The organism is Parasphingorhabdus pacifica, assembly GCF_054779195.1.
In genome coordinates this window covers 54,547-67,459 of the sequence record NZ_BAAGYS010000016.1, presented here as the reverse complement: position 1 = coordinate 67,459, position 12,913 = coordinate 54,547, and the positions used below count along the sequence as shown (strand labels likewise).

Below are 12,913 nucleotides of genomic sequence, written 5' to 3'. Positions count from 1 at the left end.
CCGACCCCTGTGCTTCCAGCACGGACTGCGGCGCGAAGTTCTCCGAGGCGATCATCTCCAGCGTCATCTGCTGGCGGTCGAGCTCGGCACCAACCGCCGAAGCTACCTCGGGATCCACCTCGGAAAGCTTGCGATCGAGATCATTCATCACACCCATGGACACGACACACTCCTCCCGCGGCAAAAACCGGCAGGGAACGAACCAACGAACAGAAACACTTCAGATCGACAACTGATATGTCAGTTGCCGACAAGTTAGTACTCGATACGGTCCGCGTCAAGCCTCGCCCGAATTGATGCACTCACGCGGCAATACTTGCCCAGCGCCGATCAACCCGTGAGGCGACAGGTATCGCCACGTCGGACACCAGCAGGCCGTGCAGGCACCCCAGACCGTGCAGGCACCCGCACCCGGCTCAGGGCTATCCCGTCAATCTGGCTTGTGCGGTCAGGGCATGGCGGTCCGGAGCGTCGCCTTGACCTATCCGGTAAGGGTGAGGTCGCCACGTTGGCGCTGATGTTCGGAGATGTCCCAGGCGCGGGGGGATGTCCCGTCCTACGGTGTGCAGGCAATCCTCGATCAGGAGTTGATGATGAACCTCTCGCTGTGGATCGTTGCCGGACTGCTGGCCGTTGTCTTCCTGGTTGCCAGTGCCAAGATGTTCGTGCCCAAGGAGAAGATGGCCGGCATGTCCGCCTCCTCGAGATGGGTCGAAGACTTCAGTCCCGGTGCCCTCAAGGCCATCGGAGCTCTCGAACTCCTGATCGCGATGGGCCTGATCCTGCCCGCCGCGCTCGACATCGCGCCGGTGCTGGTGCCGCTGGCTGCTGTTGGTGCGGGATTGTTGATGGTCGGCGCAGTGATCACGCGCCTCCGCCGTGGCGAGAAGGCAACGATCTTGGCCGACCTCGTGTATCTCGCCATGGCCGTCTTCGTGGCATGGGGCCGCTTCGGCCTCATGCCCTTCACCGGCTGACCATTCGGATCAACCGATTCGGCCGATCCGCGTCACTCCGATCGCTTTGCACGCCCGGCAGTGGTCGTCGGCGGCTCAGTTGACGGCCCCCACCTTTTCCCGCCGTGCCAGCTTCCTCACGGGGTAACCGGTCCACGTGATCGACGGGCGTGAACATCTTCAGTCGCTCCGTCGACAATTCACGGGTCCTCGGGATCATCACCTCGACGTCCCTCCTCATCGGACCTCCCGGTCGTACCGCCACGACGGTGGCGCCAGTACGGCGCGCTCGGCACGCCAAGCTTGTAGCGCACACCGAGCATCCGGATGGCGAAGCACAAGGTCGCCGCGATGAGCGCGCTCACGAGCCCGTAAACCCCGAAGAGCCAGGCGACGACCGTAAGCGCGGCACCGATGATGGCAGGCACCGCGTACAGGTCGCTGGTCAGCACCGAAGGTACTCGCCGGATGACCACGTCGCGCACGGTCCCACCCCCGACCGCGGTGATCGCTCCGAGTAGGACGGCCTGCACACCACCGATCCCGAACGCCATCGCCTTGCTCGCGCCGGTGACGCAGAACACCCCGAGCCCGACCGCGTCGAACACCGTGATGAGCACGGCGAAGCGTCCCAGATCCATGCTCAGGAAGTAGGCCACCAGAGCACCGGCGGCTGCAACGCCCAGGTAGCGCATGTCGCTGAAGGTTGCGGGAGGCAGCGAGCCGATCAAAACGTCCCGGATGATGCCGCCACCCAGCGCGGTCATCATGCCCAACGTCAAGACACCGACGAGATCCAGTCGGACGGCCCGCACGGCGGTGAGGGCGCCGTTGAGGCCGAATGCGAAAGTACCCGTCAAGTCCAACACGAGCAGCAACGGTGACTGCGACATCGGCCCAGTATCCATCCTTGAATCGATCAGCACCGAGAGCCTCGCGGGACGAGCGGCGCGAACCCGCGGACGCCAATCGGAGGGAAGCCCCATGTCCTGTCACCGCCCGCGAGACTCCCGCTGCCGCGCTTGCTTCCGTTGCCCGCACCGCCGCTGACCTCCTGGCGGACTAGTCCGCGGCGGTGCGCTCAGCAGGCATCACGAGACCATCGCCCAAGAACGCCAACATGCCCACGACCGCCGCCTCGACCATGCGGGGCAGCGTCGGCTCCACCACGGGGGCGAAGAACGGTGAGTGGTTGCCGGGGACCGTGCCGGCGAGCGTGCCATCGGCCGCCGCCTTGGCATAGAGCTCGGGGTCCGTACCCCCGATGAACCAGAAGCAGTACGGAACCCCGATCGCCTCTCCCAGCAGTCCGAAGTCCTCGCTTCCCATCATGGCGTCACCTTCACTGACCGAGCCCTCGCCCCAGTACGCGTCGAGTGCTGTCGAGACCCGGCCGGTGACGTCGTCGTCGTTGACCAGCCGGGGGAACGACGACAGCTCCGTTATCTCCGGTTCGGGTGCCCCGGAGGCTTCCGCTTCGGCCTTGATGATGCGTCGCAGCGCACCCAGCACCTGTGCCCGCACAGTTTCGTCGAACGTACGCACGTTGAGGGTGAACATCGCCGAATCCGGGATGATGTTCTCCTTCAACCCGCCCGCGATCCGCCCGACCGTCACCACAGCCGAGGAAAGCGGCCCCACCTCTCGCGAGACGATCCCCTGGATCCGGGTGATCGTGTGCGCGACCTGCACGATCGGATCGACCGAGAGCTCCGGTTGGGAGCCGTGCGCTCCGCGCCCGCGCACCGTGACCTCCCACGAGTCGGCCATCGAGGCCGAGATGCCCGGCCGGTACCGCACGATGCCGGCGGGTCCCGGCATGACGTGCTGGCCGAGCAGGAGCTCGGGGCGCGGCGCTCGTTCCCACAGGCCGTCGTCGACCATCGCCCGGGCACCCGCGGCGGTCTCCTCGCCCGGCTGGAAGATCAACACAATCGTGCCCGACCACACCTGCCGCGCACGCACCAGCAGCGCCGCGCTGATCAGCAGCGAGGCGGTGTGCGTATCGTGACCGCAACCGTGCATGACGTCGGTCTCGGTGCCATCGGGCAGGACGCCGGTCGCCTCGGACGCGCAGTCCAGCCCGGTTTGTTCCGCGATCGGCAGCGCATCCGTGTCGGCGCGGAAAGCGACGACGGGCCCGGGCCCGTTCTCCAGAACACCGACGACGCCCGTCCCACCGCACCGGAAAGTGGGGATGCCCAGGTCAGCCAACCGGTCCTCGATCAGCGCGGCCGTCGCGTGCTCCTGCATTGACAGCTCCGGGTGGGAGTGCAGGTGCCGATACAGGGCGTACAGGTCTTCCCTGAGCTCGTCCAGTCCAGCGAGCACCGTTCCGGCAGTGGTCCCGCTCGTGGCAGCTGGGACGTTCATGCGGACACCTCCGTCTTCTCGTCAGCATCGTCGGCAGCCGTCGCCCGGGGGCGGAAGGCCAGGGCCAGCGCCACGGCCGCAAGGACGCACAGGGCCATGGCGTACATCTTCGTCGAAGGCACCAGCGGAACGAGCACGAAGACACCGACCACACCGCACGACACCGCGAACACCACTGTGCGCAGGTGGTTGGCCGTCATGGCGGATTGCACCAGCACCGGCCCGAAGATGGCGGGCACGACGTAGCCGAAGACCTGCTGCATCCCCGGAGGAGTGATCGACACCATCCACGTCCCCAGGATTCCGACGAAGACCAGGAGGGACACGAGGTGTACCGCGGCGGCGCCGGTGATCGCCACGACGGCGGCGATCTCCGACTTCTTCGTGCCCTGCTTGGCTCCCAGCGCCTGCTGGGCGGCCACTGCCGAGGGCAGCAGCTTGTTCGCGATGTTCCCGATCATGAACGCCTGGTACGTCGCCGCGGAACCGAGCATGGGGTAATAGGCAACCGGCTCGGTGATCCAGATCATGCCGAACACCGCTGCCACGGCGATCCAGGACTGCGCCACTACGTCGAACCCGGGCCAGTGGCCCATGCCGAACATCAGGTACATCGGTCCGGCCAGTGAGATCACCAGGCCGGTGAACATGGTCCAGCGCCCCCACCGGGAGGTGGTGCGCTCGAAGGGATCGGTTGTTACGGACGGCATTGATCAGCTCTCCCTTTCCGCGTGCCCCAGTGCTCACATCACGATGGCGGCCGCCCCGAGGGCGAAAGCCATCGAGATTCCGAGAGCCCATTCCTTGAGCCACCTCGCGTGGATCCGCCGGGCTATCAGCTGGAGCGCGAGCATGGAGGTGGCACCGGTTGCGAACGTCGCCAGGTGCACTCCGGACTTGGTCGTCTCCGCCAGTCCCAGGTAGCTGAACGCGGCGATCATCCCCGCGCTCGGCACGAGTGTCATCACGGCGGGGTTCAGCGCGCGAACCTTCCTGTCGGCGCGGCGAAGGATCGGCGTGAACAGCAAGGCGCTGATCATCCACGCGGCGCCGCCGATGCTCATGGTGAACAGCACGAGCGCGAACGCCTGGTCGTCGTATCCGGCGCCGCCCAGTTCCACGCCCGCGGCGTCGGCCGCGGTCTGCGCTGCGGCAGTCTCGAAGCTGACCGAGCCGATCAGCCCGATCCGGGTGAGCACGGCGGGTGTGCCGAACACGGTGAGTAAACCGAGCGCGACGAACACCACCGCCAGTGATGGCCCCACAGCAGAGAGCGCGCCGACCCGAAACGCACTGACGAGCTCGCGGCGGCTCATGCCCGCGTCAGGCGCGCCTCGAACCGCGGCCCGCCAGTAGACGACTGACTGCACGGTGATCACGGCGAATACTCCAATCGCCGCGCTCCACAAGATCGGCGAACTGGCAATGCCTGGGGTGCTCACGCCAGACCTCCAGGTTCTGGTCGGTGCGCACGCCTTCGACACGTGGGACGGAGCCCGCACGTTCGGAGACGTACCCGCTTGCTGGGATGCAGGCAGAGTGCCGCACTCACTCGACTCAGGCCGCTTTTGCAAGAAATTCTTGTCGAGATCCGTTCCATGCACGAATTTTCGATGGCCGAGGAAACCGACCGGGACCTCGTCCACGCCTTTTCCGACTGCGCGAACGCTGTTGGAAGGCAGGCCACCGTGACTGCTGAATGGCTCAGTAGTGAGAACGTGATCCGGTGCCAAATGTGGCGGACAAGCTCGGCTCGGTGCTCTCGGCGCTGGCCGGGTTGCCCTGCACCGGCGCCACAGAACGCCTTGCCTCGACTGACATCTCTCGACAAGTCGGCAGGACCGGGTGGCCAGCGGTGGTCCGGCCGCAGACCGTTGGCCGTGATCGAGCAGGTGGCATTGTGAGCCGTGGTAACGGCCGAGTTCGACGTCCGAGGCCCAGCCGAATTTGTGTGCAGGGCGGGAGACGTAGGGAGAACACCCGCCGGCCGACCTGGTGATCAGCCAGCGGGTCTCCTTCAGGTGCTCGAGGCGCTGCGATCTTTCCACCACCTAATCCCTTCGAGCACCTTCCCCCCGGCGGGGCAGGTCGTGGCGCCGTTGCCCCGAGGCAGCTCGGCCTGGTCAGGCGCCGAGGACGTCGGGGTCTGGCCCGATGCGAGTGCCCGTTTCCAGTCCGCTGAGCGCTTCGAGGTCGTCGGCGGTGAGCTCGAAGTCGAAGACATCGATGTTCTGGCGGATACGCGCGGGAGTCGCCGACTTCGGGATCACGACGTTGCCCAGCTGCAGATGCCAGCGCAGCACGACGTGTGCCGGCGCGCGGTCGTGCCGTGCGGCCAGGTCGAGCACGGTGGGATCGTCGAGCAGGTTCGTGCCTCCGCCGAGGGGACTCCAGGCTTCGGTGGTGATGCCGTACTCGGCGTGAAAAGCGCGAAGGCCCGGTTGCTGCAGTCTGGGATGCAGTTCGATCTGGTTGACGGCAGGCACCACGTCGGTCTCGGCAAGCAAGCGCCGGAGGTGTGCGATGTGGAAATTGGAGACGCCGATACTGCGGATCCGCCCCTCGGCGTGCAGCCTCCCGAAGGCCTTCCAGGTTTCGAGGTAGAGATCCCGGCCGGGCATCGGCCAATGGATGAGGTAGAGGTCGAGGTAGTCGAGCGCGAGCTCGCGCAAGCTGGCCTCGAACGCGCGCAGGGTCGCGTCGTAGCCCTGGTCGGTGTTCCACAACTTGGTGGTGACGAACAGCTCTTTGCGGGCCAGGCCGGATTCGGCGATGGCACGACCGACGCCGGCCTCGTTGCGGTAGGCGGTCGCGGTGTCGATACTGCGGTAGCCGGCGTCGAGAGCCGTACGCACGGGCTCCACCACTTCTTGTGCGGGTATCCGGTATACGCCGAAACCGAGTTGGGGCATCCGCGCCCCGGTGTTCAAGGTGATGTCGGGGACGCGGGCATGGGGGTTCATAGGAACGACTCCGGGGCATCGCAGGTGTGCTCGACCGGTGCGGGGACGGCCGGCGGAGAACTGCTTCCTGGTAAGAACGTCGACCATCGCCGCGTTCACCGCGTCGGCGACCGCGCGGATCTCGTCCTCGCACGAGGTGGAGGCGAACCCTTGGCGTTGACGACTCCTCGCCCGAAAGCTCCGGGGTGGCGCGAAGTGCGCGCCACCCCGCGGGAGCTTCGTCAGCTGTCGGCGGGGAAGCCGAGATCGACACCACCGTCACTGGGGTCGGGATACCTGGTCGTGATGACCTTCCCACGGGTATAGAAGTGCACGCCGTCGTTGCCGTAGATGTGATGATCGCCGAACAGCGAGTCCTTCCATCCGCCGAAGGAGTGGTAGCCCACGGGAACGGGGATCGGCACGTTGACGCCGACCATGCCCGCTTCCACCTCCAGCTTGAAGCGGCGCGCCGCTCCCCCATCACGGGTGAAGATCGCGGTGCCGTTCCCCCAGCGCGACGAATTGATCAGCGTGAGGGCTTCCTCGTACGTTCCCGCTCGCACGACGCAGAGCACCGGACCGAAGATTTCGTCGGCGTAGGCATCCATCTCGGGCGTGACCTTGTCGAGCAGGCTCACACCCACGAAGTATCCGTCCTCGTGTCCGTCCACCACCAGGTCCGTGCCGTCCACCACGATCTCCGCGCCTTGTTCGCGGGCCTTGGGCACGTACGAGGCGACCTTGTCCCGATGCTCGCGGGTGATCAGCGGGCCCATTTCGGAGGCCGGATCCGTGCCGGGACCGATGGTCAACACCCGGGAGCGCTCGGCGATCTTGTCGACGAGTTCATCGCCGATCGGGTCGACGGCCACGACCACGGAAACCGCCATACAACGCTCCCCCGCCGAGCCGTATGCGGCCGAGACGGCCGCGTCGGCTGCCTGGTCGAGGTCAGCGTCGGGCAGTACGAGCATGTGGTTCTTCGCGCCACCGAGGGCCTGCACTCGCTTGCCGTTGGCACTCGCCGTGCGGTGCACATGCTCGGCGATCGGAGTGGAACCGACGAAGCTGACGGCCTTCACATCGGGGTGTTCCAACAGCCGGTCAACGGATTCCTTGTCGCCGTGCACGAGGTTGAGCACGCCCTCGGGCAAGCCCGCCTCCGACATCAGTTCGACCAGCCGAGTGGTGGCCGAGGGGTCCTTCTCACTGGGCTTGAGCACGACCGTGTTCCCGCAGGCGATCGCTACCGGGAACATCCACATCGGAACCATCGCCGGAAAGTTGAACGGGGTGATCCCCGCGACCACCCCGACTGGCTGACGGATCGACTCCACATCAACGCGCGTTGAGACCTGGGTGGACAGTTCGCCCTTGAGTTGCTGCGGGATTCCGCACGCCTGCTCGACGATCTCCATGCCTCTGGCGATCTCGCCAAGCGCATCGGAGTGCACCTTGCCGTGTTCGGCGGTGATCAGCCGGGCGATCTCGTCACGGTGCTGGTCGAGCAGTTCGCGGTAGCGGAACAGGATTCGGGTCCGTGCCGTGAGCGAGAATGTGGACCAAGTCGCGTATGCCTTCGCGGCGGACGACACCGCCGTGTCGACCTCGCTGGAGCCGGCGAGCGCGACCCGCGCCGTGTGCTCACCTGTGGCCGGGTTCGTGATCGATCCAAAGTGTCCTGAAGCGCCTTCGACCGACTTGCCGTCGATCCAGTGCTGCACAGTTTTCAACGTTTGCTCCCTGTCTTCTGGGAATCCTCGGGGACGGTCACAGGTGGTGCCGTTGCTGCTGTCGTTGTTCCTCGTATTGCTTGCGCGCGTTTTGGGCGCTCTCGCGGGATGAGACCTCGGCGACTGGTACGTCCCACCAGGCCTCGGGGGGCAGCTGCGTCTTGGCCGGGTCCGTTTCGACGTATACCGCGGTCGGACGGTCCGATGCGCGCGAGGCGTGCAGGGCGCGACGAAGTTGGTCCACTGTAGATGCGTGGAGCACGTCCATGCCGAAACTCGCGGCGTTGGCCGCAAGGTCGACAGGCAAGACTTCGCCGCTGAAGGTCTTGTCGTCGTCCCGGTAGCGGTATTCGGTGCCGAAGCGTTCTGCGCCCACCTTTTCGGACAACCCTCCGATGGAGGCGTAGCCGTGGTTCTGCACGAGCACCACGTTGATCTTGATGCCCTCCTGCACGGCGGTGACGATTTCCGTGGGCATCATCAGGTAGGTCCCGTCACCGACCAGGGCGAACACCTCGCGGTCGGGAGCTGCGAGCCGCACCCCGATCGAGGCCGGAATCTCGTATCCCATGCACGAAAATCCGTACTCGACGTGGTACTGCCGTGGTTCCTTCGCGCGCCAGAGCTTGTTGAGGTCCTCCGGCATCGACCCAGCTGCGTTGACCACGACGTCCCGGTCGTCGAGCACTTGGTCGAGCACCCCGAGGACCTCGGCCTGCCCTGGGCGCTCCGACACGTCGGCGGCATGGGTAGTCCTCTCGACGACCTCGGTCCAGCGGTCGGCGGCCGCTCGATAGTGCTGGACGTAGTCACCGGGAACCCGGTGTCCGCTCAGAGAGCTGGTCAGCGACTCCAGTGAGGTCCGAGCGTCGCCGATTACGGCGGTGGCGGACTGCTTGTGCGCGTCCAGCGAGGTGATGTTGACGTTGACGAACCGCACCTGCGGGTCGGCGAACAGCGTCCGAGAAGCGGTGGTGAAGTCCGAGTAGCGGGTTCCGACACCGATGATCAGATCGGCGCGCCGGGCGATGTCGTCGGAGGCCGAGGTGCCGGTGTGCCCGATCGACCCCAACTCGTTGGGATGGTCGAAGCGCAGCGAACCGCGCCCCGCCTGCGTCTCCGAAACCGGGATTCCGGTTGCCTCGGCGAACCCGCGCAGCGCCTCCTCGGCACCGCTGTGGTGCACGCCGCCGCCTGCGATGATCAGCGGGCGCTCCGCCGAGCGGATGCGTTCGACCGCGTCACCGATCGACGACGGATCCGGTGCGGGACGATGTACTCGCCAGGTGCGGTGGGCGAAGAACTCCTCCGGCCAGTCAAAAGCCTCGGCCTGCACGTCTTGGGGCAGGGCCAGAGTCACAGCGCCGGTCTCTACCGGGTCGGTCAGCACCCGCATCGCGTCGAGCAGCGACGGCATCAGCGCCTCGGGACGCCAGATCCGGTCGAAGTAGCAGGAAACCGGGCGCAGGCAGTCGTTGACCGACACATCCCGCGCGTGCGGCGACTCCAACTGCTGCAACACCGGATCGGCCGGCCGGGTCGCGAACACATCCCCCGGCAGCAGCAGCACCGGCAGGTGGTTGATCGTAGCCAGCGCTGCCCCGGTGACCAGGTTCGTCGCACCTGGACCGATCGAGGTCGTGCACGCGTAGGTGGACATCCGGTTGCTTTGCCGCGCGTACCCGACTGCCGCGTGCACCATCGACTGCTCGTTTCGCCCCTGCAGATACGGCATGTCCCCGGCGTTCTCCAGCAACGCTTGCCCCACACCGGCGACATTGCCGTGCCCGAAGATGCCCCAGCATCCGGCGATCAGGCGATGACGTGCCCCGTCGCGCTCGGTGTGCTGGTTGGACAGAAACCGCACCAATGCCTGTGCGACGGTCAACCGTCGCGTTCCGGCGGTCATCGTTCCTCCACTGAGATATCGTCGTTGACGGGTGCGTCGTACAGCGGAAGCCTCGCGTCCACCGGTTGGTTCGCCCACGTGTCGCGGATCCAGGCATGCGCGGGGTCGTCGCAGATTGCCCACGTGCGTTCGGGCGATGGTCCGGCCATCACGTTGAGGTAGTACATGTCGTAGCCCGGAACCGCCATCGACGGCCCGTGCCAGCCGTCCGGGATCAGCACGACATCACCGCTGCGCACCTCGGCGAGAACGTCGGTCGTGCGGCCGGGCCCCGACGGGTACACCCGCTGGTAGCCGAGGCCCTCGGTTCCGTGGGAGCCGGCGATCTCGAAGTAGTAGATCTCCTCCAGCCGGGACTCCCCGTCGCGTTCGGTGTCGTGCTTGTGCGGCGGAAAGGACGACCAGTTGCCCGCCGGCGTCAACACCTCCACCGCGATCAGCCGGTCGGCCTCGAAGACGTGCGCGGCGCAGAAGTTGTTGACCTGCCTGCTCGCCTGGCCGGCACCCCGCAGTTCGACCGGAACCCCGGAGGCCGGGCCGTAGCGGACCGGCAAGCGCCGCTCACAGCGAGCACCGGTGAGGGCGAACCGCCCGCCTTCCACCGAGCTGACGTGCACCTGAGCGTCGCGGGGCACGTAGGCGAAGTCCGTCACACCGTCGAACACACCGCCACGGCCGTGCAGGTCGAAGACCTCCCCGTCGCAGGAGACCCTGCAACCGCCGGACAATGGCAGCACGACCCACTCGCTCTCACCGGTCCGCAGTTCGTGCTGCTCACCCGCGTCGAGCTCGAGCACGCGCAGCGAGGAGTATCCCCAACCCGCCGACTCGGGGTCCACGTGGACCGCGTACCCGTCTCGGGCTGCCGTCCCGACGGGTTGGTAGAAGCGCTTGTCGTTCACCGCTGCTCCTGTTTCTACGTTTCGAGCTCTTGCACCGTCTTCGTGTCGATCAGAGCAGTCCGACCGCGGAGTCAACCGCACCGACCACGTCACCGTCCGGCGGGTACAGCAGGGTGCGCCCGACCACGAGGCCCCGCACGTTCGGAAGTTGGAGTGCCTTGTGCCAGCGCTCATAGGTGGCGTCGGCGTCGGTGGACACCTCGCCGCCCAACAGCACGGTCGGCAACGTGGTCGCCTCCATGACGCGATCGATGCCCCCGATGTCCTCGGGCACCGGCACCTTCAGCCAGGTGTAGGCCGACGTGCCGCCGAGCCCGGAGGCGATGGCGATCGATCGGGTCACGGCCTCCACCGACAGGTCGTTGCGCACCTTGCCGTCCACCTGGCGCGAGATGAACGGCTCGACCATCGCCATCAAACCTCGCTCGGCCAGCTCGTTGACCGCGTTCGCTGCACCCACCATGGTGCTCAGCGAACCAGTGTCGTTCGTGTCGATGCGCAGCAGCAGCTTCCCGGCGTCGAAGCGCAGGCGCTCGATGTCCTCCGCGCGGTGCCCCGTGAACCGGTCGTCGAGTTCGAAGGATGCCCCGGCCAAGCCGCCTCGGTTCATCGACCCGATAACGACTTTGTCCTCCAAGGCCCCCAGCAGCAGCAGGTCCTCCAGGACGTCCGGTGTCCCCAGAACACCGTCGACTCCGGGCCGCTGCAAGGCCGTGCACAGACGCTCGAGCAGATCGGCACGGTTGGCCATGGCGAGCGAGTCGCTGCCCGCGCCGAGGGCTCCTCGAGCGGGGTGGTCGGCGGCCACGATCATCATGCGCCCGTTGTCGCCCAGCAGCGGTCGCCGAGTCCGCTTCGCCGCCGCTTCCGCGATCGCCTCGGGATGCTCGGCACGCACCTGGGTGAGTTCGGTGATGCTCATTTCGGACACGGTTCTCGCTTTCGGGCTCGTCGCTCAGGCGCAACTGCGCCGAACGGGCCGACAGGGTCGACAGAACAGGGATTAGGCGGAGGTCCGGGAGAGCGCGGTCTCGACCTCGTGTTCGTAGGGCATCGCGGACGAGCAGGCGAGCCGGGAGGCCACCAGCGCCCCCGCCACGTTGGCGAAGCGCACGACTCTCCCGAGTTCCCAGCCCGCCAGCAGGCCGTGGCACAGCGCGCCGCCGAAGGCGTCCCCGGCACCGAGCCCGTTGACCACCTCGACCGGTACGGGCGGGGCGACGACCTCGTTGTCGCGGGTTCGCGCGAGCACGCCCTTCGGCCCCTGCTTGACCACCGCTAGCTCCACGCCGGCGTCGAGCAGCGCGTCCGCGGCGTCGTTCGGGTCGCGAGTGCCCACCGCGCGCTCGCACTCGTCGAGGTTGCCGACCGCGACGGTCGCGTGCGACAACGCTTCGCGGTACCAGTCGCGCGCCTCTTCGTGGTTCGTCCAGAACATCGGACGCCAGTCGAGGTCGAACACGGTCGTGCCGCGGCGGTCCCGATGCCGCATTGCGGCGAGGGTCGCCGACCGGCTGGGTTCCTCGGCCAGGCCGGTGCCGGTCATCCAGAAGATGCGTGCGGCGGCGATCGCATCCAGGTCCAGCTCGTCGACGTGGATCTCCAGGTCGGGGGCCTTGGGATAGCGGTAGAAGTAGAGCGGGAAATCATCCGGCGGGAACAGCTCGCAGAACGTCACCGGTGTCGGATACCGCTCGACCGGGGCCACCCATCGGTCATCCACTTCGAAACCTTTCAGGGCTTGGTGGATGAAATCCCCGAAGGGGTCGTTGCCGGTTCGACTGATGACCGCACTGGTGCTGCCCAGCCGGGCCGACGCGACGGCCACGTTGGTGGCGCTACCGCCCAGGTACTTCCCGAAGGATTCCACCTCGGCCAACGACACACCGGTCTGCAACGGGTAGATGTCCACCCCGATCCGGCCCATCGTGATGACGTCGAACGGGATGCTCATGCCGAAGACCTCCGCAGTGGTTCGGTGCTGTGTGAATCTGGGGGTGTGAGGGAACTGCTGCGCCTCGGCGGCGCGACTTTCACGCCGATCGACGGCCTTCCGAGTCGAGGCGGCGGCGTCTCGGATACCGAGGACGTCCGC

General features: G+C 66.7%; 11 protein-coding genes and 1 pseudogene. 1 reads left to right on the top strand and 11 read right to left on the bottom strand.

Going from position 1 to position 12,913, the window contains the following annotated elements; all coding sequences use genetic code 11:
- A pseudogene (locus ACYVAN_RS23080) lies at window positions 1-148 on the bottom strand (hypothetical protein); the annotation flags it as partial.
- Window positions 149-527: 379 nt separating this feature from the next.
- Between ACYVAN_RS23080 and ACYVAN_RS23075 the strand changes: the two are divergent.
- A complete protein-coding gene (locus ACYVAN_RS23075; RefSeq protein WP_460963035.1) occupies window positions 528-977 on the top strand; it encodes a DoxX family protein in 450 nt (149 codons plus the stop codon).
- A gap of 179 nt (window positions 978-1,156) precedes the next feature.
- Here the strand turns inward: ACYVAN_RS23075 and ACYVAN_RS23070 are convergent, their stop codons facing one another.
- The 10 genes from ACYVAN_RS23070 to iolC all read right to left on the bottom strand — a co-directional run bounded on the left by ACYVAN_RS23070 (window position 1,157) and on the right by iolC (window position 12,772).
- Window positions 1,157-1,849, bottom strand: coding sequence for a trimeric intracellular cation channel family protein (locus ACYVAN_RS23070; protein ID WP_460963033.1), 693 nt, complete (start codon window positions 1,847-1,849; stop codon window positions 1,157-1,159).
- Between the two features lie 169 nt (window positions 1,850-2,018).
- A complete protein-coding gene (locus tag ACYVAN_RS23065) occupies window positions 2,019-3,329 on the bottom strand; it encodes an amidohydrolase (protein ID WP_460963031.1) in 1,311 nt (436 codons plus the stop codon).
- Window positions 3,326-4,039 carry a hypothetical protein gene (locus ACYVAN_RS23060; RefSeq protein WP_460963029.1) on the bottom strand — a complete coding sequence of 238 codons (714 nt, stop codon included), beginning with the start codon at window positions 4,037-4,039 and terminating at the stop codon, window positions 3,326-3,328. Before ACYVAN_RS23060 ends, ACYVAN_RS23065 begins: the two co-directional genes overlap by 4 nt.
- Window positions 4,040-4,072: 33 nt before the next feature.
- Window positions 4,073-4,771, bottom strand: a complete 699-nt coding sequence (locus tag ACYVAN_RS23055; RefSeq protein ID WP_460963027.1) for a DUF5058 family protein — start codon at window positions 4,769-4,771, stop codon at window positions 4,073-4,075.
- 681 nt (window positions 4,772-5,452) lie between these two features.
- On the bottom strand, window positions 5,453-6,292 hold the full coding sequence (locus ACYVAN_RS23050) for an aldo/keto reductase (RefSeq protein ID WP_460963025.1): 840 nt from the start codon (window positions 6,290-6,292) through the stop codon (window positions 5,453-5,455).
- Between the two features lie 221 nt (window positions 6,293-6,513).
- Window positions 6,514-8,007: a CoA-acylating methylmalonate-semialdehyde dehydrogenase gene (locus tag ACYVAN_RS23045; RefSeq protein ID WP_460963023.1), complete on the bottom strand. Its 1,494-nt coding sequence runs from the start codon at window positions 8,005-8,007 to the stop codon at window positions 6,514-6,516.
- A gap of 37 nt (window positions 8,008-8,044) precedes the next feature.
- Window positions 8,045-9,916 carry a 3D-(3,5/4)-trihydroxycyclohexane-1,2-dione acylhydrolase (decyclizing) gene (iolD, locus tag ACYVAN_RS23040; RefSeq protein ID WP_460963021.1) on the bottom strand — a complete coding sequence of 624 codons (1,872 nt, stop codon included), beginning with the start codon at window positions 9,914-9,916 and terminating at the stop codon, window positions 8,045-8,047.
- The gene (iolB, locus tag ACYVAN_RS23035; RefSeq protein ID WP_460963019.1) at window positions 9,913-10,818 is read right to left on the bottom strand and encodes a 5-deoxy-glucuronate isomerase; all 906 of its coding nucleotides are present in this window, start codon (window positions 10,816-10,818) and stop codon (window positions 9,913-9,915) included. The genes iolD and iolB overlap by 4 nt, the downstream gene beginning before the upstream one ends.
- A 49-nt stretch (window positions 10,819-10,867) precedes the next feature.
- On the bottom strand, window positions 10,868-11,740 hold the full coding sequence (locus tag ACYVAN_RS23030) for a Cgl0159 family (beta/alpha)8-fold protein (protein WP_460963017.1): 873 nt from the start codon (window positions 11,738-11,740) through the stop codon (window positions 10,868-10,870).
- An 81-nt stretch (window positions 11,741-11,821) separates the two neighbouring features.
- Window positions 11,822-12,772 (bottom strand): 5-dehydro-2-deoxygluconokinase, encoded by a 951-nt coding sequence (iolC, locus tag ACYVAN_RS23025; protein WP_460963015.1) that lies wholly within the window; start codon window positions 12,770-12,772, stop codon window positions 11,822-11,824.
- Window positions 12,773-12,913 lie beyond the last annotated feature (141 nt).

Excerpts from the sequence above, each read along its gene's own strand:
- ACYVAN_RS23075 (WP_460963035.1), top strand. The coding sequence starts at position 528 with ATGTCCCAGGCGCGGGGGGATGTCCCGTCCTACGGTGTGCAGGCAATC.
- ACYVAN_RS23070 (WP_460963033.1), bottom strand. The coding sequence starts at position 1,849 with ATGTCGCAGTCACCGTTGCTGCTCGTGTTGGACTTGACGGGTACTTTC.
- ACYVAN_RS23065 (WP_460963031.1), bottom strand. The coding sequence starts at position 3,329 with ATGAACGTCCCAGCTGCCACGAGCGGGACCACTGCCGGAACGGTGCTC.
- ACYVAN_RS23060 (WP_460963029.1), bottom strand. The coding sequence starts at position 4,039 with ATGCCGTCCGTAACAACCGATCCCTTCGAGCGCACCACCTCCCGGTGG.
- ACYVAN_RS23050 (WP_460963025.1), bottom strand. The coding sequence starts at position 6,292 with ATGAACCCCCATGCCCGCGTCCCCGACATCACCTTGAACACCGGGGCG.
- iolD (WP_460963021.1), bottom strand. The coding sequence starts at position 9,916 with ATGACCGCCGGAACGCGACGGTTGACCGTCGCACAGGCATTGGTGCGG.
- ACYVAN_RS23030 (WP_460963017.1), bottom strand. The coding sequence starts at position 11,740 with ATGAGCATCACCGAACTCACCCAGGTGCGTGCCGAGCATCCCGAGGCG.
- iolC (WP_460963015.1), bottom strand. The coding sequence starts at position 12,772 with ATGAGCATCCCGTTCGACGTCATCACGATGGGCCGGATCGGGGTGGAC.